Here is a 26,236-nt window from a genome sequence, read left to right as displayed (position 1 = left end):
CGCCGCGATTCCGCCGTCTGCCGCGCTGGTTTGCCGTACCCGTTTGCCGCGCGCTTGTTTGCCCAATTTGCTCCGATGACACGAACCCGTTCTACCGCTCCGTCTACTTCCGGCCGCACGGCGCGCCTGTCCGCGCTGCATCTCGCGCCCGAATCGCTCGGCTTCGCACTCGATGCGGCCGCGCAGGCGGTCGACGCGGTGCGGCGCGGCACCGCGCTGCCGGCGGCGCTTTCGGCGGTATTCGCGCACATGGTGCCCGGTGCGCAGGCACTCGCGCGCGGGGCGACGCAGGACGTCGCCTACCGGACGATGCGCCGCCTCGGCAGCGCGGACTGGCTGATCGGCAAACTTGTCAGCAAGGCGCCGCCCGCCCACGTGCACGCCGTTCTGGCCGGCGCGCTCGCGCTGCTGCTCGACCCGGCGGACGTCGCCGCCTATCCGGCGTTCACGGTGGTCGACCAGGCCGTGACCGTGATCGGCGCACGCCGCGAATACGCGTTCGCGAAGGGGATGGTCAACGCGGTGCTGCGCCGTTTCCTGCGCGAGCGCGACGCGCTCGTCGCGGCGATGCAGGACGATCCGGTCGCGCGCTGGAACTACCGCGCGTGGTGGGTCGATTCGGTGCGGCGCACCTGGCCCGACGCATGGCAGGCGATCCTCGCGGCCGGTGAGCGCCAGGGGCCGCTGACGTTGCGTGTGAACGCGCGTCGCGCGAGCGTCGACGCGTATCTCGAAACGTTGCGCGCAAGCGGGATCGATGCAGCCGCGATCGGCCGGCATGCGGTGCGGCTCGCGTCGGCGCTGCCGGTCGATCGCATCCCGGGATTCGCCGAGGGCGTCGTGTCGGTGCAGGACGCCGGCGCGCAGCTCGCGGCCGAATGGCTCGGCGCGCGCGACGGCATGCGCGTGCTGGACGCCTGCGCGGCGCCCGGCGGCAAGACCGGCCATATTCTCGAACTGGCCGACGTGGAAGTCGTTGCGCTCGAAAGCGACGCCGCACGCGCGGCGCGCATCGGCGAGAATCTCGTGCGGCTGTCGCTGGAGGCGGACGTGCGTGTCGGCGATGCGGGTGCGCCCGACGCGTGGTACGACGGGCGCCCGTTCGACCGCATCCTCGCGGACGTGCCGTGCTCGGCGTCCGGCATCGTGCGCCGGCATCCCGACATCCGCTGGCTGCGCCGCGAGGCCGACATCCCGGCGCTCGTCGCGGAGCAGCGTCGCATCCTGTCGGCGTTGTGGCCGCTCGTGAAGCCGGGCGGCGAACTGCTTTACGTGACCTGTTCGGTCTTCCCCGAAGAAGGCGAATTGCAGGCCCGCTGGTTTGAAGCGGCCTGTGAAGATGCGGTACGATTGGACGCCCCCGGCCAGCTGCTGCCGGGCGGAGTGCAGGGAGGAGCGGCCGCCGGCGCGCTCGACCAGAACACCGATCACGACGGATTTTTCTACGCGCGGTTTCAGAAACGGTGACGATCAAACACCTTTTTCCACTTCGGCTCGCGGCCGTCCTGATGGTCGCGCTGGCGCTGTGCCTGGCTGTCGTCCGGCCGGCGCATGCCGAGTCGATCGCCGTACAGCGCGCGTCGCTCCAGGCCGACGGAAGCGGCTGGAGTCTCGACGCCCGCTTCGATTTCGAACTGAACCCGAGCCTCGAGGATGCCGTCAACAAGGGCATCCCGCTTTATTTCACGACCGACTTCGAACTGAGCCGCGCGCGCTGGTACTGGTTCGACGAGCAGCCGGTGGCGGTGACGCAGACGATCCGCCTGTCGTTCCAGCCGCTCACGCGCGAGTACCGCGTATCGACCGGCGGCCTGCAGCTCGGCTTCCCGTCGCTGAAGGATGCGCTCGCGGTCATCCGGCACATCACGTCGTGGCACGTGATCGACCGCAACCAGGTACGCGCCGGTGAAACCTACACGGCGTCGGTGCGGATGCAGCTCGATACCGCGCTGATGCCGAAACCGTTCCAGGTCGACGCGGTGAACAACCGCGACTGGACGCTCGGGTCGGACTGGAAGCGCTTCAACTTCACGGTGACCGAACGTGCTAAATAAAGTGCGCCGCGCGGCCAGCGGGAAGAGCCTCCTCGTTCGCGTGATCGTCTCGACCGTCGCGCTCACCGCGCTGCTGCTGCTCGTGCTGCTAGCGGCCGCGAGCGCGAATACCGAATTCTTCGATCGCTACTACTCGTGGCTGTACGCGACGAACATCGTCGTCGCGCTCGTGTTCCTGCTCGTGGTGCTCGGGCTGATCGGGATGATCGTCGTGCGCTTGCGCAAGGGCAAGTTCGGCACGCGGCTGCTCGCGAAGCTCGCGGTGTTCTTCGCGCTTGTCGGCGTGGTGCCGGGCGGGATCATTTACATCGTGTCGTACCAGTTCGTGTCGCGCAGTATCGAGTCGTGGTTCGACGTGAACGTCGAGACGGCGCTGACGGCCGGCCTGAACCTCGGCCGCGGGATGCTCGATGCGTCGCTGTCCGATCTGCAGACGAAGGCGCGGCTAATGTCCGACCAGCTCGCGAGCGTCGACGCGAACACGAACGGCACGACGCTCACGCTGCTGCGGCTGCGCGACCAGTTCGGCGTGCAGGACGCGACGATCGTCGAGCCGAGCCGCGGCGGCTCGGGCGCGGCGCCCGACCTGCACATCGTCGCGCAGGCGTCGGGCAATTTCGCGGCGCTGATTCCGGACGACCTGCCGACGCCGCTGATGCTGAACCAGGCGCGCGAACACGGCGCGTATGCGGCGATCGAGGGCGAAGTCGACGGCGACCCGCGCGCGCACGGCGCGAAAGGGGCGCTGCGGCTGCGCGTCGTGCGGCCGATTCCCGATGCGACGACGTCACTGCTGCAGCCGGCCGAACGCTTCCTGCAGCTCACGCAGCCGGTGCCGCCCACGCTTGCCCACAACGCGGACGCGGTGCAGCGCGCGTATCGCGAGTACCAGGAAAAGGCGCTCGGCCGCACGGGGCTGCGCAAGATGTACATCGGCACGCTGACGCTCGCGCTGTTCCTCGCGACCTTCATCGCGATGATGCTCGCGCTCGCGCTCGGCCAGCAGCTCGCGCGGCCGCTGTTCCTGCTCGCGCAGGGGACGAAGGAGATCACGGAAGGCGACTACACGCCGAAGCGCGAAATCAAGACGCGCGACGAGCTCGGCTTCCTCACGCAGTCGTTCAACGCGATGACGCGCCAGTTGTCCGAGGCGCGGCTCGCGGTCGAGAAGAACCGCATCGCGCTCGAGCACTCGAAGACGTACCTCGAGAGCATCCTCGCGAACCTGACGGCCGGCGTGTTCGTGCTCGATCGCCAGTTCCGGCTGACCACGGCCAATCGCGGCGCCGAGCGGATCTTCCGGCAGCCGTTCAATACGCTGATCGGCACGACGCTCGACCAGATCGGCGTGGCCGCCGGGTTCGGTGCGATGGTGCGCAAGGCGTTCGCCGATCGCGAGGCCGCGTCCGACGGCGGCAGCGGCGATCGCGGCCACTGGCAGCAGCAGTTCGCGATCGAAATGCCGGGCGAAACCGAGCCGCTGACCTTGCTCGTGCGCGGCACGCGTCTCGTGTCGACGGTCGAAGGGCAGGCCGACGATCCGCAGACGTCCGGTTACGTCGTCGTGTTCGACGACATCTCCGACGTGATTTCAGCGCAGCGTTCGGTCGCGTGGGGCGAGGTCGCGCGCCGGCTCGCGCACGAGATCAAGAATCCGCTGACGCCGATTCAGTTGTCGGCGGAGCGGCTGCAGATGAAGCTCTCCGACAAGCTCGCGCCGCCCGACGCCGATGTGCTCAAGCGCGGCGCGACGATGATCGTCAACCAGGTGGCCGCGATGAAGCGGATGGTCGACGACTTCCGCGAATACGCGCGCACGCCGCCGGCCGTGCTCGCGAACCTGCAGTTGAACGACCTGGCGAGCGAGGTGCTCGGGCTGTACGGTGTCGGCGAAGGCAAGAGCGCGATCGTCGCCGAGCTCGCGCCGGCGCTGCCGGTGATACGCGGCGACGCGACGCAACTGCGCCAGGTGATTCACAACCTGCTGCAGAATGCGCAGGATTCGGTTGCGGAGTCCGCGCATCCGCGTGTGTTGATCGAAACCAAGACAGTAGAATATGGCGATCCCGACGCCGAGGGCAGAACGCGCGTCGCGGTACGTCTTACCGTGTCCGACAACGGGCCCGGCTTTCCGGCACGCATCCTGACCCGCGCGTTCGAGCCTTACGTGACGACGAAGGCGAAGGGCACAGGGCTGGGGTTGGCCACGGTCAAGAAAATCGTCGATGAGCACGGTGCGCGGATCGATCTGCGCAATCGCATGCACGGTGAGACCGTCGAGGGGGCGCAGGTGTCGATCCTGTTCCTGCAGATGGCGAGCGATGCGCCAGGCGCCGAACCGGGCGCGCAGGACGGGACGGCCCCCGCCAAGACAAAAGCAAGTGAGCAGACAAAGGCAGCGTAAATGGCAACCATCCTGGTGGTAGATGATGAAATGGGCATCCGGGAATTGCTCTCGGAGATCCTCAGCGACGAAGGACATGTCGTCGAGGCGGCGGAAAATGCGCAGGCCGCGCGGGAGTACCGGTTGAATCAGGCGCCCGACCTCGTGCTGCTCGATATCTGGATGCCCGATACCGACGGCGTGACGTTGCTCAAGGAATGGGCGGCGCAGGGGCTGCTGACGATGCCCGTGATCATGATGTCCGGGCACGCGACGATCGACACGGCCGTCGAGGCCACGAAGATCGGTGCGCTCGATTTCCTCGAGAAGCCGATCGCGCTGCAGAAGCTGTTGAAGTCCGTCGAGCACGGGCTCGCGCGGGGCGCCGCGCCCGTGTCCGCGAACGCGGCGGCCAAGGCCGGCGCAGGGCAGGCGGCGGGGCCGTCGGCGGTGGCGTCCGCGGCCGCGCTGCCGACGCTCGGCGACGACATGGCTGCGGCACTCGGCCTCGCGGGCCAGACGGCGGCGATCCCGTTCGACATCCCGTTGCGCGAAGCGCGCGATGCATTCGAGCGCGCGTACTTCGAATATCACCTCGCACGCGAAAACGGCAGCATGACGCGCGTCGCGGAGAAGACGGGCCTCGAGCGCACGCACCTGTATCGCAAGCTCAAACAGCTCGGCGTCGAGCTCGGCAAGAAACCTCCCGAAGGTGCCGTATAAAATTTTTTGCGAAAGTGCTTGCGCAAGTGAAGAGGGGCCGATATACTTTCTCTTCTTCGTTGGCCCGGTAGCTCAGTTGGTAGAGCAGCGGATTGAAAATCCGCGTGTCGATGGTTCGATTCCGTCCCAGGCCACCAGAATTAAAACCCCAAGAATCGGAAGGTTCTTGGGGTTTTTCGTTTGTGGTGGGGTTCGCGTGATCGGCGGCATGCCCGGCAGCGTTCGAGAGGGCATGCTAAAATCCGTGTCCGCTCAATAACTTAGCGCATCGCTTCATGCGCACGGCAGGCTGCCAGCGTGGCGCCGCCGTGGCGCGCGGCAACGATGCCGCGCGATGGGCGGTATAAGCGCGCCGCCGCGTTCGCGGCCAGCCGCGCTGCCTATACTGGTCGAGCCGGCGCAGGCCGGCCGCGTCGGGCCGCCCGGCGGCAGCCGGCCTTGGGGCGCAGCGCGACGCGAGCCTACACATTCACGGAGTATCACGGTGATTCGGACAGACGCTAAAGACGGCGCGCTCGTGTTGTTTTCCGGCGGCCAGGATTCGGCCACGTGCGTGGCATGGGCCCTCGAGCGCTACCAGACGGTCGAGACGCTCGGCTTCGATTACGGCCAGCGCCATCGCGTCGAACTCGAGTGTCGCGAAGGCGTGCGCGACGCGCTGAAGCGCAAGTTTCCCGCGTGGTCGGACCGGCTCGGCGACGATCACATGATCGACCTGTCGGTGCTCGGCGCGATCAGCGATACCGCGATGACGCGCACGATCGAGATCGAGACGGCGGCGAACGGTCTGCCGAACACGTTCGTGCCGGGCCGCAACTTGATGTTCATGACGATCGCCGCGGCGATCGCCTATCGCCGCGGGCTGCGCGTGCTGGTCGGCGGGATGTGCGAGACCGATTTCTCGGGCTACCCCGATTGTCGCGACGACACGATGAAGGCGCTGCAGGTCGCGCTGAACCTCGGGATGGACACGCGCATCGTGCTCGAGACGCCGCTGATGTGGCTCGACAAGGCACAAACCTGGCAGCTCGCCGAACAGCTCGGCGGCGAAGCGCTCGTCGAACTGATTCGCGTCGAGACGCACACGTGCTACGTGGGCGAGCGTGCGGAGCTGCACGACTGGGGCTTCGGCTGCGGCGAATGCCCGGCCTGCAAGCTGCGCAAGCGCGGCTACGAGGCCTACCTGAAGGGCGAGCGGGTGACCGAAGCGCCGCTGTGATGCACGGCGCGCCGGCAGCGCTTGATGAATAACGGATTCTGATCGACAACGAGCGGCGCGAGCCGGACGAAGGACGATGACTTACGCGGTCAAGGAAATTTTCTACACGTTGCAGGGCGAGGGCGCGAACGCGGGCCGGCCGGCCGTGTTCTGCCGGTTCGCCGGCTGCAATCTGTGGTCGGGCCGCGAAGAGGATCGGGCGGAGGCCGTGTGCCGCTTCTGCGATACGGACTTCGTCGGCACCGACGGCGAGAACGGCGGCAAGTTCAAAGATGCCGCCGCGCTCGTCGCGACGATCGCCGGCCTGTGGCCGGACGGCGAGGCGCACCGTTTCGTCGTCTGCACGGGCGGCGAGCCGATGCTGCAGCTCGACCAGCCGCTCGTCGACGCGCTGCACGCGGCCGGCTTCGAGATCGCGATCGAGACCAACGGCTCGCTGCCGGTGCTCGAATCGATCGACTGGATCTGCGTGAGCCCGAAGGCCGATGCGCCGCTCGTCGTCACGAAGGGCAACGAACTGAAGGTCGTGATCCCGCAGGACAACCAGCGGTTGGCCGACTACGCGAAGCTCGACTTCGAGTATTTCCTCGTCCAGCCGATGGACGGCCCGTCGCGCGACCTCAATACGAAGCTCGCGATCGACTGGTGCAAGCGTCATCCGCAGTGGCGGCTGTCGATGCAGACCCACAAATATCTGAACATTCCCTGAGCCCCGGCTTTTGACATCGTGCTGATTACCCGAAAACTCGAATTCGACGCGGGCCACCGCATTCCCGATCACCGCAGCCAGTGCCGCAACCTGCACGGCCATCGCTACGTGCTCGAAGTCACGCTGCGCGGCGATCTCGTCGATACCGAGGGGGCGCCCGACCGCGGCATGGTGATGGATTTCGCCGACGTGAAGGCGCTCGCGATGGAGCATCTGGTCGGCAAGTGGGACCACGCGTTCCTCGTCTACGCGCGCGACGACGTCGTGCGCTCGTTCCTCGAGCAGATGGCCGACCACAAGACGGTCGTGATCGACCGGATTCCGACCGTCGAGAACCTCGCGGCGATCGCGTTCGACATCCTCGCGAACGTGTACGACGCGCACTACGGCGTGAACCTGCGGCTCGAGCGCGTGCGCCTGTACGAAACGCCGAACTGCTGGGCCGACGTCGAGCGCCAGCCCGGCCGCTGATCCCGCCTTCCCGGCAGCCCCGCCAGCCGGCGCGGGCTGCCTGACGCCGCACCCGCCGCGGCTTCGTCCCGCCTTCGCCCTCCCAGCCGTTTCCACATTCCGCGTAACGCCGCGCTATGATCGTTGCGTGGCGCCGAAAATCGCGGCTGCGCGCCGTCGTGCGTCGCGTGTTGTCAGATCGGCCGCCCATGGCCGACCAAGGTTCCAGGGCCCGCTCCTGGCGCCGCCGTGCTTCGCCGCGTGGCGTGTCGCGCTCCGCTTCGCCGTTGCTTGTCCCGTTCGATTGCCGTTCCGTCCCGGAGGCCGTATCGATGAGCACGCTCACCAATTCCCTCAAGCAACGCCTGCACGACGGCGACGAGCCGCTGTACGGACTGTGGCTGTCGCTCGGCTGCGACTCGGCCGCGGAAGCGCTCGCGCATGCCGGCTACGACTGGCTGTGCATCGACATGGAGCACGCACCGAACGACAGCCGCGATGTTGCATCGCAACTGCGCGCGATCGCCGCCGCCCGTCTGCCGAGCGAACCCGTCGTGCGCGTGCCGGCGCGCGAGCCGTGGCTCGTGAAGCGCGCGCTCGACGCCGGTGCGCGCACGCTGATGTTCCCGTGTATCGAGACGCCCGACGAGGCCGCGCATGCGGTGCGGCTCACGCGTTTTCCGTCGCCCGACTCGCCGGACGGGCTGCGCGGCGTCGCGGGGATGGTGCGCGCGGCGGCATTCGGGATGCGCCGCGACTACCTGCAGACGGCGAATGCGCAGGTCGCGGTGATCGTGCAGATCGAATCGGCGCGCGCCGTCGACGAAGTCGAGCGGATCGCGGCATTGCCCGGTGTCGACTGCCTGTTCGTCGGGCCGGCCGATCTCGCGGCGAGTCTCGGGCATCTCGGCGACATCCGTCATCCGGACGTCGAAACCGCAATGGCGCGCGTGCTCGCGGCCGGCAGGCAGGCCGGCGTCGCGGTCGGCATCTTCGCGGGCGATACGGCGGCCGCGCGCCAGTATCGCGAGGCCGGCTACCGGATGATCACGTTGTCGGCCGACGTGAGCTGGCTGTTGCGCGCGACGCGGCAGGCGCTGCAGGAGGTACGATCATGAACGGTGGCGACGGCGTACGCCGCGGGCGGGCGCAGGGTGGGGGCCGGGTGCGCGGGCGGGTGGGCGCGATGCTCGGGTTGTGGTGGGTGTGTCTCGCGGCGGCCGCGCAGGGCGCGCCGCAGGCGAAGCCCGATCCGTCGCGCGAGACGCAAGCGGCGGTCGCCGATTACAACGCCGGCGACTATCGCGCGGCGCTGGTGCAGTTCCACGACGCGGCCGAGCGCGGCGACCGTCTCGCGCAATTCAACTACGCGATGATGCTGCTGACGGGCGAAGGCGTGACGGCGAACGTCGACGAAGGGCTGCGCTGGCTGAGGCGCGCGGCCGACGCGAACATGTCGCATGCGCAGTACGTGTATGGCCGGATGCTCGACGACGGCGAGTTCGTCGCGCGCAATCCGGCCGAAGCCCATCGCTGGTTTCTGCGGGCGGCCAGGCAGGGGCACGTGCAGGCCGAGCTGTCGCTCGCGAACCAGTTCCTCGACGGGCGCGGCACGCCGCGCGACAACCGGCAGGCGTTCACGTGGTACAAGCAGGCCGCCGACGCGGGCGAGCCGACCGCGCAGTACGTGACCGCGTCGTTCTACGAGCGCGGTGGCGACGGCGTCACGCAGAACCTGAACATCGCGCGCGCGTATTACGCGGCGGCCGCCGCCCAGGGCGACGAGACGGCCGGGCTGAAATTCAAGGAACTGAGCGCGCGGCTGAAGGCGCAGGGGCCGGCGTCGGGCGCCGGCGCGGCGCCGGGCGGGTCGCACGCACCGCCACAGTGAGCGACGCCCGTCGCGCCGCGCGGCCGCGTCCGGCATGCGCGGTCGCAAAAAACGGCGCCGGGGCGCCGTTTCTCGTGGTGCGGTGCATGTCGCGGTCAGCTCTTCATCAGCCGCCGCTGCCGCCCGACGCTCATGATCATCCCGATCGCAATGCCGAGCGTCGTGAGCGCGGTGCCGCCGTAACTCATGAACGGCAGCGGCACGCCGACGACCGGCAGCACGCCGCTCACCATCCCGATGTTGACGAACGCATAGACGAAGAACGCGAGCGTGAGCGAGCCCGCGAGCAGGCGGCCGAACAGCGTCGCGCCCTGTGCGGCGATATAGAGCCCGCGCGCGATCAGCGCCATGTACAGCGTCAGCAGCACGAGCCCGCCGACGAGCCCCCATTCCTCGGAGAACACCGCGAAGATGAAGTCGGTGTGCTTCTCCGGAATGAATTCGAGGTGCGCCTGCGTGCCTTTCAGGTAGCCCTTGCCGAGCACGCCGCCCGAGCCGATCGCGATCACGGCCTGGATCGTGTGGAAGCCCTTGCCGAGCGGGTCGGACGTCGGGTCGAGCAGCGTGCACACGCGGTGCTTCTGGTAATCGTGCATCAGCGGCCACTGCACTTCCGGCTGGCAGATGCGCTCTTCGAACACGGCGATCGAGCCGACCGCGATCACGCCCGCGACGAGCACCGGCACGATCAGCTTGAACGACAGGCCGGCGAGGTAGATCACGAAGAAGCCGGCCGCGAACACGAGCAGGCCCGTGCCGAGGTCGGGCTGCTTCGCGATCAGCCCGACCGGCACCAGCAGGATCCCGAACGCGGCGATGAAGTCGTACCAGCGCAGCCCGCCTTCGCGGCGCTGGTAGTACCACGCGAGCATCAGCGGTGTCGCGATCTTGAGGATTTCCGACGGCTGGATCACGACGCCGACGTTCAGCCAGCGCTTCGCGCCCTTCTTGGTCATCCCGAACAGCGCGACCGCGACCAGTAGCGCGACCCCGAACGTATAGAGCGGGACCGCGAAGCGCATCAGCGTCGTCGGCGGGATGTTGGCGATCACCCACATCAGCACGAACGTCAGCAGGATGTTGCGCAACTGGTCCTCGACACGGCCCGGCATGTCGATCGCCGCGCTGTACAGCGTGACGATGCCGACGCACAGCAGCAGGAACACGATGAGGGCGAGCGGGCGGTCGAAACCCGCGAACATCTGCTTGATCTTGTCGAGCCAGGCGCGCTTGTCGAATTGCATGCCTTTCTCCGTTAATGAGCGGTGCCGGCGTCCGCCGCCTTCGCGGGGGCCGTCGCACGGTGGTTGTCGTCGCGCGGCGCGGCGACGAGCGGCTGCGTGTCGCCGGCGGGGCGGCGCGGCCGGTGCGGGCGCCGGATCGGCGGCAGGCTCGCGGCCATCGGCGCTGCGGCGCTGGCGGGCGGCGCGGCGGCAGCCGACGCATCGGAGGCCGCCGCGGCCGATGCCGCTTCCGCCGCGCTGGCCGCGGTCGGCACGACCGGCTGCGGCAGCGCGGTGAAGCCGGCCGCGACGGCGGCGGGCTTGTTCGCGTCACCGATCACCGGCGCGTTGACGGGTTCGGTCGCCGACGCCGCGGCGGCCACGGCAGCGGCCTCGTTCTGCGGGTTCTGGCGGTCGACGAGATAGAAGTCGAGCACGCGGCGCGCGATCGGGCCGGCGGCCTGCGCGCCCCAGCCGCCGTTTTCGACGACCAGTGCGACGGCGATCTGCGGATGGTCGACCGGCGCATACGCGATGAACAGCGCGTGGTCGCGCAGGTGCTCGGCGAGCAGGTGGCCCTTGTAGTTGGAGCCCTGCAGCGAGAACACCTGCGCGGTACCGGTCTTGCCGGCGGCGAGGTACGGCGCGCCGCGGAACACCTTGTACGCGGTGCCGGACGGGTTCTCGATCACGTTCTCCATCCCGCGCTTCACGACGTCGATGTCGGCCTGCTTGAGCGGGATCGTTTCGCTTTCCTTCGGCACGGTCAGGCGGCGCCCACGCGTGATCGGATCCTCGACCTCCTTCACGAGGTGGGGCTTCATCACGACGCCGTTGTTCGCGAGCGTCGCGGTCGCGTGCGCGAGCTGCAGGATCGTGAACGAGTTGTAGCCCTGGCCGATCCCTAGGCTGATCGTCTCGCCGTCGAACCACTTCTGCTGCGCGGCCTTCTTGAACGCCTTCTTCTTCCAGTCGGTCGACGGCAGGATCCCGCGCGCCTCGCCCTGGATGTCGATCCCGGTGATCTGGCCGAAGCCGAACGGCTTCATGAAGTTCGCGATCGCGTTCACGCCGAGGTCGCGCGCGAGCATGTAGAAGTAGGTGTCGTTCGACACCATGATCGCCTTGTTCATGTCGACCCAGCCCTGGCCCGAGCGCACGTCGTTGCGGAACGTGTGGCCGCCGAACGTGAAGTAGCCGGGATCCTGGAAGCCCCAGCCCGGCGTGCGCTTGCCGAGCGTCAGGCCGGCGAGCGCCATGAACGGCTTGTACGTCGAGCCGGGCGGGTAGGTGCCGTGCAGCGGACGGTTCAGCAGCGGCTTGTCGGTCGAGTTGTTCAGCTCGTCCCAGGTCTGCTGGTCGATGCCGTCGACGAACGAATTCGGGTCGAAGCTCGGCGACGACACGAACGCGAGCACGTCGCCCGTCTTCGGCTCGATCGCGACGAGCGCGCCGCGCTTGCCGGCGAACGCCTGCTCGGCGACCTGCTGCAGCCCGATGTCGAGCGACAGCACGAGGTTGTTGCCGGGCGTCGCCTGCGTGCGCGACAGCGTGCGCACCGGCCGGCCGCCGGCCGTCACCTCGACTTCCTCGAAGCCCGTCAGCCCATGCAGCTCGGTCTCGTAGCTCTGCTCGACGCCGATCTTGCCGATGTAGTCGGTGCCCTTGTAGTTGTTCGCGTCGCGGCGCGGATCGTAGTTTTCCGGGTCGCTGTCGTTGTCGTCGCTCATCGAATCGATGCGATCCTGGTCGCGCTTCGAGATCCGGCCGATGTAGCCGATCACGTGCGCGGCCGTCGTGCCGAGCGGATATTGCCGGAACAGCCGTGCGCGCACGTCGACGCCGGGGAAGCGGAAACGCTGCGCGGTGAAGCGCGCGACTTCCGCGTCGGTGAGCCGCGTGCGGATCGGCAGGCTCTCGAAGTTCTTCGAGTCTTCCTGCAGCTTCTTGAAGCGGCGGCGGTCGCGTGCGTCGATCGGGACGATCTCGGACAGCTTGTCGATCGTGTTGTCGAGCGTGTCGTCGAGCTTCGACGGCGTGATCTCGAGCGTGTACGCCGAGTAGTTCTTCGCGAGGATCACGCCGTTGCGGTCGGTGATGATCCCGCGGTTCGGCACGATCGGCGCGACCGAGATCCGGTTTTCCTCGGCCTGCAGCGCGTATTTGCCGTGCTGCATCAACTGCAGGTAGAAAAAGCGGCTCGCGAGCAGCCCGAAGCAGACGAACACGAACACGCCCGCCGCCGCGACGCGCAGGCGGAACTTCGAGAGCTGCTGTTGGGTGTCGTTGAATTCGGTCATGCGGTCAGGTGCAGTCTGGCCCGCGCACGACGTGCGGGTGCGGGCGAGGTGCCGCCCCGGAGCGCGGCGCGCGGCGGGCGGGGAGGCGGCGGGTATTCAAGGCGGGCTCTTCGCTCAGATCGGGCGCGTATCGTCCGGATCGACCGGACGGCGTTGCGGCATCAGCAGCAGATGGCTCGCGATCGGCCACAGCGCGGCTTCGACGAAGCCGTCTACCAGGTAGCGCCAGCCGGGGAACGCGGCGCCCATCACGAGGCGGATCACGAACGGCACGAGCTGCGCGACGACCAGCAGCGGCGTGACGTACAGCACCTGCACGCCGATCGGCATCCACAGCACGCGGCGATGGATCGTGATCGCGCCGTACGACAGCAGCGTGTAGGCGAGTGCGTGCTCGCCGAGCAGCCCCGCGTCATGCACGTCCATCAGGATGCCGAGCGCGAACGCGACGCCCATCCCGACCTTGCGCGGCTGGTGGATGTTCCAGAACAGCAGCACGAGCGCGACGAAGTCGGGCACGCCGGGCAGGCGGCCCCACGGCATCAGGTTCAGCAGGAACGCGGCGGCGAGGCTGAAGACGATGAAGTACGGATTGACCGGCTGCAGGATGTATTGCGGGCGATTCATCGCTGGGCTCCTGATTGGCCGGCCGCAGGTTTCGCGGGCGTGGCGGCGGGCTTGGCCGGCGCGGCCGGCGCCGCAGCCGCGGGTTTCGCGCCGGGCTGGGCCGCGGCGGCCGGCTTCGCGTTCGCGTCGGCCTTGTCACCCTTCTCGGCTTTTTCGCCCTTCGCGGCGGCTTTCGCGCCTTTCTTGCCCTTCGCGTTCTTGTCGGCGGCCGGATCGGGCTCGGCCGGGCGCGGCGGGACGTCGTTCTGGTAGTGCAGCACGAGCATCTGGCGCGCGCCGCGCACGGCGGCGACCGGTGCGCAGGTCACGCGCGCGAACGCCGTATCGGCGAGCTTGTCGACGCGCACGACCTTCGCGACCGGCAGCCCGGGCGGATAGACGCCGTCGAGGCCGCTCGTGACGAGCTCGTCGCCGACGACGAGATCCGCGCTGGTCGGCACGAAGCGCAGGTCGAGCGAGTCGCCCTTCGGCGTGCCGTAGATCACGCTGCGCAGGCCGGTGCGCAGCACCTGCACGGGAATCGCGAGATCGCGGTCGGTGACCAGCGTGACTTCGGACTGCAGCGGGAAGACGCGCGTGACCTGGCCGACCACGCCGTCCTCGCTGACGACGGGCGCGCCGTCCTGGATGCCCTGCTGCGACCCCTGGCCGATCACGATCTTCTGCGTGAACGGATCGCTGGTGTCGTACTGGATCTCGACCGGCGTCGACTGCGTCGCGATGTGCTGGCGCAGCTCGAGCACCGCGCGCAGATGCGCGTTCTCCTGCGCGAGCACGGCGGCCTGGTTGGCCTGCGTGGACAGTTGCAGGTTGCGCTTGCGCAGGTCGTCGTTCTCGTGGCGCAGCGACGCGCCGGTGACCGCGATGTCGGCCGCGCCCATGAACAGGTCGCGCGGCACGAGCGCGGCGCGCTGCAGCGGATAGAGCACGGTGCCGAGCACGCCGCGCGCGATTTCGAGCGTGTTGAAGCGCGCGTCCGACACGAGGAGCGCGATGGCGAGGGCAACAAAGAAGATGAGCCGCGCGAGCGCGGGCGGACCTTGCTTGAAGAGGGGCGGCGGACTGTATTCCATGGTCGGCGCCGGGCGCGTGGCGATCGGTTAAATAATGCTCAGACGCGCAAACGGCGTGGCGGTTCGTTCTGAACGAGCGATCCGGCCACGCCGCGGGTGCGTCATATCAAACGGGACTGCTTTTCCTAGACGATCACTCGTACGAGAAGATGCTGCCCAGCTTGTCCATGCGCTCGAGCGCCATGCCCGAACCGCGCACGACGCAGGTGAGCGGATCTTCCGCGACGAGCACCGGCAGGCCGGTTTCTTCCGCGAGCAGACGATCGAGGTCGCGCAGCAGCGCGCCGCCGCCCGTCAGCATCATCCCGCGTTCGGCGATGTCGGCGCCGAGTTCCGGCGGCGTCTGTTCGAGCGCGATCTTCACCGACGACACGATCTGGTTCAGCGGATCGGTCAGCGCTTCGAGGATTTCGTTGCTGGAGATCGTGAAGCTGCGCGGGATGCCTTCCGACAGGTTGCGGCCCTTCACTTCCATTTCCTTGACTTCGGAGCCCGGGAACGCGGAGCCGATTTCCTTCTTGATCGCTTCGGCGGTCTGCTCGCCGATCAGCATCCCGTAGTTGCGGCGGATGTAGTTGACGATCGCCTCGTCGAACTTGTCGCCGCCGACGCGCACCGAACCCTTGTACACGATGCCGCCGAGCGAGATCACGCCGACTTCGGTCGTGCCGCCACCGATGTCGACGACCATCGAGCCGGTGGCTTCCGACACCGGCAGGCCCGCGCCGATCGCGGCCGCCATCGGCTCTTCGATCAGGTAGACCTGCGACGCGCCGGCGCCGTGGGCGGCTTCCTTGATCGCGCGGCGCTCGACCTGGGTCGAGCCGCACGGCACGCAGATGATGATGCGCGGCGACGGCGAGAACATGCGCGACTCGTGGGCCGTCTTGATGAACTGCTTGATCATCTGCTCGGTGACGGTGAAGTCGGCGATCACGCCGTCCTTCATCGGGCGGATCGCCTCGATGTTGCCCGGCACCTTGCCGAGCATCTGCTTGGCTTCCTTGCCGACTGCCTGGATCGTCTTCTTGCCGTTGGGCCCGCCTTCCTGGCGGATCGACACGACGGACGGCTCATCGAGCACGATGCCCTTGCCGCGCATGTAGATCAGGGTGTTTGCGGTGCCGAGGTCGATCGCGAGATCGTTGGAGAAGTAGCTGCGCAAAAAACCGAACATTCAGAATCCTGTTTCGCTCTGGGCCGGCCCTGCATAGCGAACGCTGAGGGCGGCAGCGGAAAAAATAACAGCCTCGGGAAGCGTGGCGGAAGCGGCCGCCGCGGCGCACGAAGCTGCGAGTGATGTCTACCGGGGATCGCACGAAGCACGCACGGCTTGCCGAAGCGGGGCGAAACGGTGCGGGAAAAGGCTGCCGGGTTTGGGTCGAACGCGTAATGATACCTTATAATTTCACGGTATTTGAATCGAAACGGGCGGTATTTTTGCCGCTTCGGCCCCGATTTTTGAGGGTGGGATCGCACCCTCCAACCCCCCGCCGCAGCGCTGTATCCGATGCGCTGCGCAGCCTTGTTTTTCCGGTGATCGCATGGCCCTGACCCTGACCGATGTGAAACGCATCGCGCACCTGGCGCGACTCGAAATGGCCGACGCCGACGCCGAGCACATGCTCGGCCAGCTCAATGATCTCTTCGGCCTCGTCGAGCAGATGCAGGCGGTCGACACCGCCGGCATCGCGCCGCTCGCCCACCCGATCGAACAGATCCAGGAAGTCGCGCAGCGCCTGCGCGACGACGCCGTGACGGAAGTCGTCCATCGCGACGACAACCAGCGCCCGGCGCCGGCCGTCCAGGACGGCCTCTATCTCGTGCCGAAGGTGATCGAGTAAGCATTCGATGACAAGCGCGCCGCCGCCTTCGCGCCGCGCGCCACCCAGAATTCCCAGGAAAACCACTCAATGCACGCAAAAAGCCTGACCGAACTGCGCGCCGCGCTCGCCGCCAAGGAATGCTCGGCCGTCGAGCTCGCGCAGCTCTATTTGAAACGGATCGAAGCGGCCAGCGACCTGAACGCGTTCGTCCACGTCGATGCCGACCTGACGCTCGCGCAGGCGAAAGCGGCCGACGCGGCGCTCGCGCGCGGCGCGGGCGGGGCGCTCACCGGCCTGCCGATCGCGCACAAGGACGTGTTCGTCACGCGCGGCTGGCGCTCGACCGCCGGCTCGAAGATGCTCGCGAACTACGAGAGCCCGTTCGACGCGACCGTCGTCGCCCGCCTGCAGGCGGCCGGCATGGTCACGCTCGGCAAGACCAACATGGACGAGTTCGCGATGGGCTCGTCGAACGAGAATTCGGCGTTCGGCGCGGTGAAGAACCCGTGGGACACGAACGCGGTGCCGGGCGGCAGCTCGGGCGGCAGCTCGGCCGCCGTCGCCGCGCGCCTTGCACCGGCCGCGACCGGCACCGACACCGGCGGGTCGATCCGCCAGCCCGCGTCGTTCGCGGGCGTGACGGGCATCAAGCCGACCTACGGCCGCGTGTCGCGCTACGGGATGATCGCGTTCGCGTCGTCGCTCGACCAGGGCGGCCCGATGGCGCAGAGCGCGTCCGACTGCGCGCTGCTGCTGAACGCGATGGCCGGCTTCGACGAGCGCGACTCGACGAGCCTCGAGCGCGACGACGAGGATTTCACGCGTCATATCGGCCAGCCGTGGGCGGCCGGCAACGATGCGGGCAAGCCGCTCGCCGGCCTGCGCATCGGCCTGCCGAACGAGTATTTCGGCGACGGTCTCGCCGACGACGTGCGCGCGGCCATCGACGCGGCGCTCAAGCAATACGAAGCGCTCGGTGCGACGCTCGTGCCGGTGTCGCTGCCGAAGACGGAACTGTCGATCCCCGTGTACTACGTGATCGCGCCGGCCGAAGCGTCGTCGAACCTGTCGCGTTTCGACGGCGTGCGCTTCGGCCACCGTGCCGCGCAGTACGGCGACCTGCTCGACATGTACAAGAAGTCGCGCGCGGAAGGCTTCGGCCCCGAGGTGAAGCGCCGCATTCTGGTCGGCACGTACGTGCTGTCGCACGGCTACTACGACGCGTACTACCTGCAGGCGCAGAAGATCCGCCGCATCATCGCCAACGATTTCCAGGAAGCGTTCAAGTCGTGCGACGTGATCATGGGCCCGGCGTCGCCGACGGTCGCATGGGATCTCGGCTCGAAGGGCGACGATCCGGTGCAGATGTATCTCGCGGACATCTACACGCTGTCGGTGAGCCTTGCCGGCCTGCCCGGCATGAGCGTGCCGTGCGGCTTCGGCGCGGGCGCGAACGCGAAGCGCCCGGTCGGCCTGCAGATCATCGGCAACTATTTCAACGAAGCCCGGATGCTGCAGGTCGCCGACGCGTTCCAGCGCGCGACCGGCTGGCACAAGCAAGTTCCGGCGGGGGTGTAAGCACATGACTACGCAATGGGAAGTCGTTATCGGTCTGGAGACGCACGCGCAGCTGTCGACCGTCTCGAAGATTTTCTCGGGCGCATCGACGCAGTTCGGCGCCGAGCCGAACACGCAGGCGTGCCCGGTCGACCTGGCGCTGCCGGGCGTGCTGCCGGTGCTGAACCGCGGCGCGGTCGAGCGCGCGATCCGTTTCGGCCTCGCGATCGGCTCGACCATCGCGCCGCGCAGCATCTTCGCGCGCAAGAATTATTTCTACCCCGATCTGCCGAAGGGCTATCAGATCAGCCAGTACGAGATTCCGGTCGTGCAGGGCGGCCAGATCACGATCCAGGTGCCCGCCAACGAAAAGGCCGGCAAGCCCGCGTACGAGAAGACGGTCAACCTGACCCGCGCGCACCTCGAGGAAGATGCGGGCAAGTCGCTGCATGAAGACTTCGCCGGGATGACGGGGATCGACCTGAACCGCGCGGGCACGCCGCTGCTCGAAATCGTCACCGAGCCGGAAATGCGCAGCGCGGCCGAAGCCGTGGCCTACGCGAAGGCGCTGCACGGGCTCGTCGTGTGGCTCGGCATCTGCGACGGCAACATGCAGGAAGGCTCGTTCCGCTGCGACGCGAACGTGTCGGTGCGCCCGGTCGGCCAGGAGAAGTTCGGCACGCGCGCGGAAATCAAGAACCTGAACTCGTTCCGGTTCCTGGAGGAAGCGATCAACTACGAAGTGCGCCGCCAGATCGAGCTGATCGAGGACGGCGGCGAAGTCGTGCAGGAAACGCGCCTCTACGATCCGGACAAGCGCGAGACGCGTTCGATGCGCAGCAAGGAAGACGCGCACGACTACCGCTACTTCCCCGACCCCGACCTGATGCCGCTCGTGATCGGCCAGGACTGGATCGAGCGCGTGCAGTCCGGGATGCCCGAGCTGCCGGCCGCGATGCAGCAGCGCTTCGTCGACGAATACGGCGTGTCCGCGTACGACGCGGGCGTGCTGACGTCGAGCAAGGCGATGGCCGCGTACTTCGAGGCCGTGGTCGCGAAGGCGGGCGCCGCGAACGCGAAGATCGCCGCGAACTGGCTGATGGGCGACGTCTCGTCGCAGCTGAACCGCGACGGCATCGAGATCGACGCGATTCCCGTGTCGGCCGCGCAGCTCGCGCTCGTGCTGCAGCGCATCGCCGACGGCACGATCTCGAACAAGATCGCGAAGGAAATCTTCACGACGATCTGGGACGAGAAGGCGGACGACGAACGGGCGGCCGACCGCATCATCGACGCAAAGGGGCTGAAGCAGATCTCCGACACCGGCGCGCTGGAAGCGATCATCGACGAAGTGCTCGCGGCGAACGCGAAGTCGGTCGAGGAATTCCGCGCGGGCAAGGAGAAGGCGTTCAACGCGCTGATCGGCCAGGCGATGAAGGCGACCAAGGGCAAGGCCAATCCGCAGCAGGTCAACGAACTGCTGAAGAAGAAGCTCGGCTGAGCATGACCGCGCGCCTGAACCGCGCTTGACGACGGGCCGCTCCGAACCAGTTCGGGGCGGCCCGTTGCGTTTGGTGGATGCGTTATCGTATGCACCACAGCGTCCAACGGAGGAACGAATGGCGAAACAACCGTCGCTCGACGATTTCCGCGTGCCGTACAGCACGCGCGAGAAGGAAGCCGCCGCATTCACGCTCGATGCGTTCGACCCGGCCGCGAAGCCGTTTTCGTCCGGTTCGAAGGAGGCCGACCGCGAACGGCTGTCGGCCGTGTCGACCGAACTCGACGTACAGCAGGAGCGCCTGCACACGCAGCAGAAGAAGCGCGTGCTGCTGGTGCTGCAGGGGATGGATACCAGCGGCAAGGACGGTACCGTGCGCGCGGTGTTCCGCGAGGTCGATCCGCTCGGCCTGCGCGTCGTGTCGTTCAAGGCGCCGACGCCGATCGAGGCCGCGCACGACTTCCTGTGGCGCGTGCATGCGCAGGTGCCGGCCGCGGGCGAGCTCGCGATCTTCAACCGCAGCCACTATGAAGACGTGCTCGTGCCGCGCGTGCTCGACCTGATCGACGCGAAGGAGTGCGAGCGCCGCTACCGGCAGATCCGCGATTTCGAGACGATGCTGGTCGAGAACGGCACGACGATCGTCAAGTGCTTCCTGCACATCTCGAAGGACGAACAGCGCGAGCGGCTGCAGGCGCGCATCGACGATCCGACCAAGCACTGGAAGTTCGACATCTCCGACCTCGACGCGCGCAAGCACTGGGATGCATACCAGTCGGCCTACCGCGACGCGCTCGCCGCGACGTCGGCCGAGCATGCGCCGTGGTACGTGATCCCGGCGAACTCGAAGACGCACCGCAACGTGATGATCGCCGAGCTGCTGCTGCGCACGATGACCGACATGAAGCTGGAATTCCCGCCGCCGAAGCCCGAGCTCGAAGGCGTGAAGATCCGTTAAGCTGCCACCCTGTAAAAACATCGAACTGAACGGAATCCGACATGATGCGAGTGATTACCGCCAACCTGAACGGCATCCGCTCCGCCGCGAAGAAAGGCTTCTTCGACTGGCTCGGCGAGCAGAACGCCGATTGCGTGTGCGTGCAGGAAATCAAGGTCTCGGCCGACGACCTGCCGGCCGAATTCGTCGAGCCGCACGGCTACAAGAGCTATTTCCACCACGCCGCGAAGAAGGGCTACAGCGGCGCGGGCGTGTACAGCCGTCACGAGCCCGACGACGTGATCATCGGCTTCGGCAGCAGCGAGTTCGATGCCGAAGGGCGCTACGTCGAGGCGCGCTACGGGAAGCTGTCGGTCGTGTCGGTGTACGTGCCGTCCGGCTCGAGCGGCGAGGAGCGCCAGCAGGCGAAGTACCGCTTCATGGACGAATTCATGCCGCACCTCGCCGCGCTGAAGAAGAAGCGCGAGGTGATCCTGTGCGGCGACGTGAACATCGTCCACAAGGAAATCGACATCAAGAACTGGAAGAGCAACCAGAAGAACTCGGGCTGCCTGCCGGAAGAGCGCGCATGGCTCACGCAGCTGTTCGACGATGTCGGCTACGTCGACGTGTTCCGCACGCTCGACCCGCGCCCCGAGCAGTACACGTGGTGGAGCAACCGCGGCCAGGCGTATGCGAAGAACGTCGGGTGGCGGATCGATTACCAGATCGCGACGCCGGGCGTGGCCGGCACCGCGAAAAGTACGTCGATCTTCAAGGACATCAAGTTCAGCGATCACGCGCCGCTGACGGTGGACTACGACTACAAGAAGTGAGATCCGGCGCTGCGCTGCGCGCGCAGCTGTCGAACCGCCCATCCGGTCGCGGGATGCAGAACGGGCCGCATGTCGACATGCGGCCCGCCGTGTTTTCGGGGCGGCGATCCTGCATGCCGCCGTCGACGCTTACTGCTTGATCGACGCCATGTCGATCACGAACCGGTACTTCACGTCGCTCTTGAGCATCCGCTCGTAGGCCGCGTTGATCTGCTGCATCGGAATCGTTTCGATGTCCGACGTGATCCCGTGCGCCGCGCAGAAGTCGAGCATTTCCTGCGTTTCCGCGATCCCGCCGATCAGCGAGCCCGCGAGGCGGCGGCGCTTGAAGATCAGGTTGAACACCTGCGGCGACGGGTGGTCGTGCTCCGGCGCGCCGACCAGCGTCATCGTACCGTCGCGCTTCAGCAGGTTCAGGAACGGATTCAGGTCGTGCTGCGCGGCGACCGTGTTCAGGATGAAGTCGAAGCTGTTCAGGTGCGCGTTCATCTGCGCTTCGTCCTTCGAGATCACCACTTCATGCGCGCCGAGCCGCTTGCCGTCGTCGATCTTCGACGGCGACGTGGTGAACAGCACGACGTGCGCCCCCATCGCGCGCGCCAGCTTCACGCCCATGTGGCCGAGGCCGCCGAGCCCGACGATGCCGACCTTCTTGCCGGGGCCGACGTTCCACTGCCGCAGCGGCGAGTAGGTCGTGATCCCCGCGCACAGCAGCGGCGCGGCGCCGGCTGCGTCGAGCGACTCGGGCACCCGCAGCACGAACGCCTCGTCGACCACGAGCTGCGTCGAGTAGCCGCCGAACGTGATGTCGCCCGTCACGCGATCCTGGCCGTTGTAGGTGCCGACGAAACCGTTCTCGCAATACTGTTCGAGACCTTCCTCGCAGCTCGCGCAGGTGCGGCACGAATCGACGAGGCAGCCGACGCCGACCAGCTCGCCGACCTTGAAGCGCGAGACCTGCGGGCCGGTCGCGGTCACGCGGCCGACGATTTCATGGCCCGGCACGACCGGATAGATCGTGTTGCGCCATTCGTTGCGCGCCTGGTGCAGGTCCGAGTGGCAGACGCCGCAGTAGAGGACGTCGATCTGGACATCGAGGTCGCGCAACGCGCGACGCTGGAATTCGAACGGGGCGAGCGGCGACTGCGAATCGGTCGCCGCGTAGGCATAGGTTGTGCTCATGCGATGGGCTCCTTGTCCGGAAAACATCCGGCGAAACAGACTGCCGTCGCACCATGTGGCGATGCGGCGAGGCAGGACGTCATCGTAAGGAGCGCGGCGCCGCAGCGAAATACACGAAGGTCTCGAAGATTTGCCTATTCCTCTCGAACTGCATGCGAACAGCCGTCAAAACACGCTCAAGGTGCTACATTGCGAGCCAGATTCTCTTGCCGGACAGGACGACGCAGATGAGCTTCCAGCCCCTTTTCGCCGACACGGGCGACCGGATGCAGCGCCGCATGATCGAGCTGCACACGCGCCTCGCGCCGAACGAGGGCGACACGCTTGCGGCGCTCGACGGCGTGCGCTTCATCCGCGTGAGCCGTCCGGCGCCGCGCATGCCCGTGTTGTACGAACCGAGCATCGTCGTCGTATGCCAGGGGCGCAAGCTCGGCTATCTCGGCGAGCGCTCGTTCGTGTACGACGCGCAGCAGTATCTCGTTCTGTCGGTGCCGCTGCCGTTCGAGTGCGAGACCTTCGCGAGCCAGGACGAGCCGTTTCTCGCGATCTCGATCCGCATCGATCTCGCGGTGATCGCCGAGCTCGCGATCCTGCTCGACGAGACGCTCGGCGCGGCCGCCAGCGAGCCGGCCGGCGTGTATTCGACGCCGCTCGACGCGCCGCTCGCCGACGCGGTCGTGCGGCTGCTCGAAGCGCTCGCGTCGCCGCACGACACGCGCGTGCTGGGCCCCGCGATCATGCGCGAGATCGCCTATCGGGTGCTGACGGGCGAACAGGGCGACGCGATCCGCGCGGCGCTCGTCCAGCAGCATCACTTCGGCCGCATCGCGAAGGCGCTGCGGCGCATCCATGCGGACCTGAAGGCCGACCTCGACGTCGAGACGCTCGCGCGCGAGGCCGGGATGAGCCTCGCGGTGTTCCATGCGCAGTTCAAGCACGTGACGGCGACGTCGCCGATGCAGTACGTGAAGGCCGCGCGGCTGCACCAGGCGCGGCTGATGATGGTGCAGGACGGAGTCGGTGCCGGCGCGGCAGCCGCGCGCGTCGGCTATGCGAGCGCGTCGCAGTTCAGCCGCGAGTTCAAGCGGCTGTTCGGCCGCAGCCCGGGTGACGACGTGCGCTGGATGCGCGAGAGCGGCGCGCGGCCGGTCGCGGCGGATGCGGATGCGTAGCGCGGCGGCGTGGCTGCTTGGCGATCGGCCGTGCGCGGCGCTCAGCGCCGCACGACCTTGCGACGCTGTGCGCTGATGCCCGCGTAGTCGGGGAGCGCGTCGACGCGCTTGCCCACCGCCTTTGCGTACAGCGGCATGAGATCCGGCAGGCGGTTCAGCAGATCCTGGCGGCGGGCGGTGCTGTACGGGTGCGTATAGATGAAGCCCGTCGCCTTGTTCCCGCGTGTCGCGGCCGCGAGCTTGTCCCACAGCGTGATCGCCGCGCGCGGATCGAAGCCCGCGCGTGCGGCGATGTCGCCGCCGATCACGTCGGCTTCGGTTTCGTCGGTCGCGTTGTAGTGGAGCGACTGCAGGCGTTCGCCGAGGTTCAGCACCTGCGGCAGCGGGTCGCCGACGCCGAACAGCGGCGGCAGCGCGGCCGCGCGCAGCGACGTCTGCGACGTCGCGCTGAAGTTGCTGCGCGCGTGTTCGCGCAGCGCATGCGCGATACCGTGCGCGAGCAGCACGCCGAGCTCGTCGTCGTTCAGGCGGACGCGATCGAGCAGGCCGCCGTACACGAGCACCTTGCCGCCCGGCAGGCAGGTCAAGCGAATGTCGCGCGAGCGGATCACGTTGACGTCCCACGCCCAGCTCTTGACGCGATCGTTCCATTTCACCGAATACGGCGCGAGCTTCGCGACGATCGCGCGCAAGCGCTTCACGCGCGGCTGGCTCGCGGGCAGCAGGCGGTTACTGTCGGCGGCCGTCTGCACGATCTGTGCGTATTCGCTCGCGGTGAGTTGCTCGAGCAGCGGCGACGGGATCAGCGTGCGAAAGGCGATGGCGTCGCCGAAGCGGACCTGCTGCGGCGTCTGCGCATAAGCCTTCGTCGATACGGCGGCGCCGGTCGGCTGCGCGGGTTCCGCGGCGGCCGGCTGGGCGGCAGCGGCGGGCGTCGACGTCGCGGGCGGTGACGCCGGGGCCGCGGCCGGTGCGGCGCCCGTGGCCGTCGCAGCGGATGCGCCGGCGTCGGTCGCGTGCGCGAACCCCGCGGCGAGCGCGGCGGCACCGACGCTCAACGAAGCCGCAACGTGCGCGAAGCGGCGCAGGCGGTTACTGCGCACGACTGGCCTCGCCGTTGCGCGCGGCACCGTTCCACGGCGCGATCTTGAACAGCAGCAGCATGCCGGGAATCGCGAGCGCGGTGCACACGAGGAAGTAGTCGAACCAGCCGATCTTCGCGACGACGAAGCCGCTCGCGGCCGACGCGAGCGTGCGCGGCACCGACGCGAGGCTCGTGAACAGCGCGAACTGCGTGGCCGTATAGCGCGGGTCGGTCGTGCTCGCGATGTACGCGACGAACGCGGACATCGTCAGGCCGGTCGTGAAGGTCTCGGCGCCGTAGACGATCGCGAGCGCAACGGTCATCGGGCTGAATTGCGGCGTGACGGCGATGCCGAACACCGACAGCGCCGACGCGATCGCGTGGCTCGTCGATACGGTGAAGTCGTAGAGCATCGCGAGCACGGGCGAACCGGGGCCGAGCTGCGCGAGCCATGCGAAGCCGAGCGTCGACACCATCTGCAGCGCGCCGAAGATCCACAGCCCGCGGCCAATGCCGATCTTCACGAGCCAGACGCCGCCGATGATGCCGCCAGCGACGCTCGCGACGAGCGCGGTGGTCTTCGCGACGATGCCGATCTCGGTGCGCGTGAAGCCGATGTCGAGGAAGAACGACGTCGACAGCGTGGTAGCCATCGTGTCGCCGATCTTGAACAGGAAGATGAACGCGATGACGAGCAGCGCGCCGGCCCAGCCGTCGCGCTGGATGAATTCGCGGAACGGCAGCACGATCGCGTCGCGCAGGTTGCGCGGCGGCGCGCCGACCACTTCGGGCTCGCGCACGACGAGCGTCATCAGGATGCCGGGCAGCATGAATGCGCCGGTGACCGCGAACACGACGTCCCACGGCAGGTGGTCGGACAGGATCAGCGCGAGCGAGCCGGGGATCAGCGCGGCGAGCTTGTAGGCATTCACGTGCACCGCGTTGCCGAGGCCCTGCTCGGTATCGCGCAGCAGCTCGCGGCGATACGCGTCGATCACGATGTCGGCGCTTGCGCCGAAGAACGCGACGAGCGTGGTGAGCGCGGCCACCGTCCAGATCGAGTCGCGCGGCGACACGAACCCGAGCGCGGCGATCGCGCCCGCGACCAGCACCTGCGTGAGCAGCAGCCAGCCGCGCCGGCGGCCCGGCCGCCAGCCGGGCAGGCGCGGGATGTAGCGGTCCATCAGCGGCGCCCACAGGAACTTCCACGTATACGGGAACTGGATCAGCGCGAACAGGCCGATTTCCTTCAGGTTCACGCCCTCGGAGCGCAGCCATGCCTGCACCAGATAGACGAGCGTGAAGAGGGGCAGACCCGACGTGAAGCCCAGGAACACGCAGATCAGCATGTGCGTGTTCAGATAGGCTCGCCAGCCGGGGTGATCCTCGTGAGCGGTGAGTGCGGGCGCCTCGTGTGGCGTTTTCGACATGGACTGGAACTGGGTAGCGTTGACTGATTGCGGCGGCAGCGCGGGCGGCGGCGCGGGTC

Annotated in this window: 23 protein-coding genes and 1 tRNA gene; 16 read left to right on the top strand and 8 right to left on the bottom strand. The window is 67.8% G+C overall.

What is annotated here, in order from left to right; all coding sequences use genetic code 11:
* The first annotated feature begins 75 nt into the window (after positions 1–75).
* The 10 genes from rsmB to WJ16_RS15810 all read left to right on the top strand — a co-directional run bounded on the left by rsmB (position 76) and on the right by WJ16_RS15810 (position 9,429).
* Positions 76–1,467, top strand: a complete 1,392-nt coding sequence (gene rsmB / locus WJ16_RS15855) for a 16S rRNA (cytosine(967)-C(5))-methyltransferase RsmB (RefSeq protein WP_069257862.1) — start codon at positions 76–78, stop codon at positions 1,465–1,467.
* Positions 1,464–2,054, top strand: coding sequence for a DUF4390 domain-containing protein (locus tag WJ16_RS15850; RefSeq protein ID WP_069257861.1), 591 nt, complete (start codon positions 1,464–1,466; stop codon positions 2,052–2,054). Before rsmB ends, WJ16_RS15850 begins: the two co-directional genes overlap by 4 nt.
* Entirely contained in the window at positions 2,044–4,458 is a 2,415-nt protein-coding gene (gene esaS, locus WJ16_RS15845) for a sensor histidine kinase EsaS (RefSeq protein ID WP_069257860.1), read from the top strand. The genes WJ16_RS15850 and esaS overlap by 11 nt, the downstream gene beginning before the upstream one ends.
* A complete protein-coding gene (gene esaR, locus WJ16_RS15840; RefSeq protein WP_069257859.1) occupies positions 4,459–5,160 on the top strand; it encodes a response regulator transcription factor EsaR in 702 nt (233 codons plus the stop codon). It begins immediately after the preceding gene.
* Positions 5,161–5,221: 61 nt separating this feature from the next.
* A tRNA-Phe gene (locus WJ16_RS15835) sits at positions 5,222–5,297 on the top strand.
* Between the two features lie 347 nt (positions 5,298–5,644).
* Positions 5,645–6,379 carry a 7-cyano-7-deazaguanine synthase QueC gene (gene queC, locus WJ16_RS15830; RefSeq protein WP_069257858.1) on the top strand — a complete coding sequence of 245 codons (735 nt, stop codon included), beginning with the start codon at positions 5,645–5,647 and terminating at the stop codon, positions 6,377–6,379.
* Positions 6,380–6,455: 76 nt separating this feature from the next.
* The gene (gene queE, locus WJ16_RS15825; RefSeq protein ID WP_069257857.1) at positions 6,456–7,088 is read left to right on the top strand and encodes a 7-carboxy-7-deazaguanine synthase; all 633 of its coding nucleotides are present in this window, start codon (positions 6,456–6,458) and stop codon (positions 7,086–7,088) included.
* Between the two features lie 18 nt (positions 7,089–7,106).
* Positions 7,107–7,559: a 6-carboxytetrahydropterin synthase QueD gene (queD, locus tag WJ16_RS15820; protein WP_011353563.1), complete on the top strand. Its 453-nt coding sequence runs from the start codon at positions 7,107–7,109 to the stop codon at positions 7,557–7,559.
* A gap of 311 nt (positions 7,560–7,870) precedes the next feature.
* Complete coding sequence (locus WJ16_RS15815) at positions 7,871–8,656, top strand: HpcH/HpaI aldolase family protein (protein WP_069257856.1); 786 nt, start codon at positions 7,871–7,873, stop codon at positions 8,654–8,656.
* Positions 8,653–9,429: a tetratricopeptide repeat protein gene (locus tag WJ16_RS15810; RefSeq protein WP_069257855.1), complete on the top strand. Its 777-nt coding sequence runs from the start codon at positions 8,653–8,655 to the stop codon at positions 9,427–9,429. Before WJ16_RS15815 ends, WJ16_RS15810 begins: the two co-directional genes overlap by 4 nt.
* Before the next feature lie 95 nt (positions 9,430–9,524).
* On the opposite strand, the gene rodA is transcribed toward WJ16_RS15810, so the two are convergent.
* The 5 genes from rodA to WJ16_RS15785 all read right to left on the bottom strand — a co-directional run bounded on the left by rodA (position 9,525) and on the right by WJ16_RS15785 (position 15,829).
* Complete coding sequence (gene rodA / locus WJ16_RS15805) at positions 9,525–10,673, bottom strand: rod shape-determining protein RodA (RefSeq protein WP_039353786.1); 1,149 nt, start codon at positions 10,671–10,673, stop codon at positions 9,525–9,527.
* An 11-nt stretch (positions 10,674–10,684) separates the two neighbouring features.
* Positions 10,685–12,952 carry a penicillin-binding protein 2 gene (mrdA, locus tag WJ16_RS15800; RefSeq protein WP_069257854.1) on the bottom strand — a complete coding sequence of 756 codons (2,268 nt, stop codon included), beginning with the start codon at positions 12,950–12,952 and terminating at the stop codon, positions 10,685–10,687.
* Positions 12,953–13,066: 114 nt separating this feature from the next.
* Positions 13,067–13,579, bottom strand: coding sequence for a rod shape-determining protein MreD (mreD, locus tag WJ16_RS15795; RefSeq protein WP_009687274.1), 513 nt, complete (start codon positions 13,577–13,579; stop codon positions 13,067–13,069).
* Positions 13,576–14,652 carry a rod shape-determining protein MreC gene (gene mreC / locus WJ16_RS15790; protein ID WP_069257853.1) on the bottom strand — a complete coding sequence of 359 codons (1,077 nt, stop codon included), beginning with the start codon at positions 14,650–14,652 and terminating at the stop codon, positions 13,576–13,578. Before mreC ends, mreD begins: the two co-directional genes overlap by 4 nt.
* A gap of 133 nt (positions 14,653–14,785) precedes the next feature.
* Positions 14,786–15,829: a rod shape-determining protein gene (locus tag WJ16_RS15785; RefSeq protein ID WP_004189550.1), complete on the bottom strand. Its 1,044-nt coding sequence runs from the start codon at positions 15,827–15,829 to the stop codon at positions 14,786–14,788.
* A gap of 367 nt (positions 15,830–16,196) precedes the next feature.
* On the opposite strand from WJ16_RS15785, the gene gatC reads away from it, so the two are divergent.
* The 5 genes from gatC (at position 16,197) to WJ16_RS15760 (ending at position 21,309) form a co-directional block, all read left to right on the top strand.
* Positions 16,197–16,496: an Asp-tRNA(Asn)/Glu-tRNA(Gln) amidotransferase subunit GatC gene (gatC, locus tag WJ16_RS15780; RefSeq protein WP_069257852.1), complete on the top strand. Its 300-nt coding sequence runs from the start codon at positions 16,197–16,199 to the stop codon at positions 16,494–16,496.
* Between the two features lie 69 nt (positions 16,497–16,565).
* A complete protein-coding gene (gene gatA / locus WJ16_RS15775) occupies positions 16,566–18,056 on the top strand; it encodes an Asp-tRNA(Asn)/Glu-tRNA(Gln) amidotransferase subunit GatA (protein ID WP_069257851.1) in 1,491 nt (496 codons plus the stop codon).
* Between the two features lie 4 nt (positions 18,057–18,060).
* The gene (gene gatB, locus WJ16_RS15770; RefSeq protein ID WP_069257850.1) at positions 18,061–19,536 is read left to right on the top strand and encodes an Asp-tRNA(Asn)/Glu-tRNA(Gln) amidotransferase subunit GatB; all 1,476 of its coding nucleotides are present in this window, start codon (positions 18,061–18,063) and stop codon (positions 19,534–19,536) included.
* Between the two features lie 118 nt (positions 19,537–19,654).
* Positions 19,655–20,494: a polyphosphate kinase 2 family protein gene (locus WJ16_RS15765; protein ID WP_069257849.1), complete on the top strand. Its 840-nt coding sequence runs from the start codon at positions 19,655–19,657 to the stop codon at positions 20,492–20,494.
* Positions 20,495–20,535: 41 nt separating this feature from the next.
* On the top strand, positions 20,536–21,309 hold the full coding sequence (locus WJ16_RS15760) for an exodeoxyribonuclease III (protein ID WP_069257848.1): 774 nt from the start codon (positions 20,536–20,538) through the stop codon (positions 21,307–21,309).
* Positions 21,310–21,438: 129 nt separating this feature from the next.
* Here the strand turns inward: WJ16_RS15760 and WJ16_RS15755 are convergent, their stop codons facing one another.
* Positions 21,439–22,491, bottom strand: coding sequence for an NAD(P)-dependent alcohol dehydrogenase (locus WJ16_RS15755; RefSeq protein WP_069257847.1), 1,053 nt, complete (start codon positions 22,489–22,491; stop codon positions 21,439–21,441).
* 227 nt (positions 22,492–22,718) lie between these two features.
* On the opposite strand from WJ16_RS15755, the gene WJ16_RS15750 reads away from it, so the two are divergent.
* Positions 22,719–23,663 (top strand): AraC family transcriptional regulator, encoded by a 945-nt coding sequence (locus WJ16_RS15750; protein WP_069257846.1) that lies wholly within the window; start codon positions 22,719–22,721, stop codon positions 23,661–23,663.
* Between the two features lie 41 nt (positions 23,664–23,704).
* Here the strand turns inward: WJ16_RS15750 and WJ16_RS15745 are convergent, their stop codons facing one another.
* Together WJ16_RS15745 and WJ16_RS15740 are read right to left on the bottom strand one after the other, a co-directional pair.
* Positions 23,705–24,766 (bottom strand): M48 family metallopeptidase, encoded by a 1,062-nt coding sequence (locus tag WJ16_RS15745; protein WP_069257845.1) that lies wholly within the window; start codon positions 24,764–24,766, stop codon positions 23,705–23,707.
* Complete coding sequence (locus WJ16_RS15740; RefSeq protein ID WP_069257844.1) at positions 24,756–26,177, bottom strand: AmpG family muropeptide MFS transporter; 1,422 nt, start codon at positions 26,175–26,177, stop codon at positions 24,756–24,758. The genes WJ16_RS15745 and WJ16_RS15740 overlap by 11 nt, the downstream gene beginning before the upstream one ends.
* Between the last annotated feature and the right edge of the window lie 59 nt (positions 26,178–26,236).

Source organism: Burkholderia metallica, from assembly GCF_001718555.1.
Lineage (GTDB): Bacteria > Pseudomonadota > Gammaproteobacteria > Burkholderiales > Burkholderiaceae > Burkholderia > Burkholderia metallica.
The sequence above is the reverse complement of the archived record's forward strand: the minus strand, read 5'-3'. Positions and strand labels throughout refer to the sequence as shown.

Excerpts from the sequence above, each read along its gene's own strand:
- WJ16_RS15750 (WP_069257846.1), top strand. The coding sequence starts at position 22,719 with ATGAGCTTCCAGCCCCTTTTCGCCGACACGGGCGACCGGATGCAGCGC.
- rodA (WP_039353786.1), bottom strand. The coding sequence starts at position 10,673 with ATGCAATTCGACAAGCGCGCCTGGCTCGACAAGATCAAGCAGATGTTC.
- gatC (WP_069257852.1), top strand. The coding sequence starts at position 16,197 with ATGGCCCTGACCCTGACCGATGTGAAACGCATCGCGCACCTGGCGCGA.
- mreC (WP_069257853.1), bottom strand. The coding sequence starts at position 14,652 with ATGGAATACAGTCCGCCGCCCCTCTTCAAGCAAGGTCCGCCCGCGCTC.
- WJ16_RS15765 (WP_069257849.1), top strand. The coding sequence starts at position 19,655 with ATGGCGAAACAACCGTCGCTCGACGATTTCCGCGTGCCGTACAGCACG.
- WJ16_RS15815 (WP_069257856.1), top strand. The coding sequence starts at position 7,871 with ATGAGCACGCTCACCAATTCCCTCAAGCAACGCCTGCACGACGGCGAC.
- gatB (WP_069257850.1), top strand. The coding sequence starts at position 18,061 with ATGACTACGCAATGGGAAGTCGTTATCGGTCTGGAGACGCACGCGCAG.
- WJ16_RS15785 (WP_004189550.1), bottom strand. The coding sequence starts at position 15,829 with ATGTTCGGTTTTTTGCGCAGCTACTTCTCCAACGATCTCGCGATCGAC.
- gatA (WP_069257851.1), top strand. The coding sequence starts at position 16,566 with ATGCACGCAAAAAGCCTGACCGAACTGCGCGCCGCGCTCGCCGCCAAG.
- mrdA (WP_069257854.1), bottom strand. The coding sequence starts at position 12,952 with ATGACCGAATTCAACGACACCCAACAGCAGCTCTCGAAGTTCCGCCTG.
- queE (WP_069257857.1), top strand. The coding sequence starts at position 6,456 with ATGACTTACGCGGTCAAGGAAATTTTCTACACGTTGCAGGGCGAGGGC.
- WJ16_RS15755 (WP_069257847.1), bottom strand. The coding sequence starts at position 22,491 with ATGAGCACAACCTATGCCTACGCGGCGACCGATTCGCAGTCGCCGCTC.
- WJ16_RS15740 (WP_069257844.1), bottom strand. The coding sequence starts at position 26,177 with ATGTCGAAAACGCCACACGAGGCGCCCGCACTCACCGCTCACGAGGAT.
- esaR (WP_069257859.1), top strand. The coding sequence starts at position 4,459 with ATGGCAACCATCCTGGTGGTAGATGATGAAATGGGCATCCGGGAATTG.
- mreD (WP_009687274.1), bottom strand. The coding sequence starts at position 13,579 with ATGAATCGCCCGCAATACATCCTGCAGCCGGTCAATCCGTACTTCATC.
- WJ16_RS15760 (WP_069257848.1), top strand. The coding sequence starts at position 20,536 with ATGATGCGAGTGATTACCGCCAACCTGAACGGCATCCGCTCCGCCGCG.
- rsmB (WP_069257862.1), top strand. The coding sequence starts at position 76 with ATGACACGAACCCGTTCTACCGCTCCGTCTACTTCCGGCCGCACGGCG.
- WJ16_RS15810 (WP_069257855.1), top strand. The coding sequence starts at position 8,653 with ATGAACGGTGGCGACGGCGTACGCCGCGGGCGGGCGCAGGGTGGGGGC.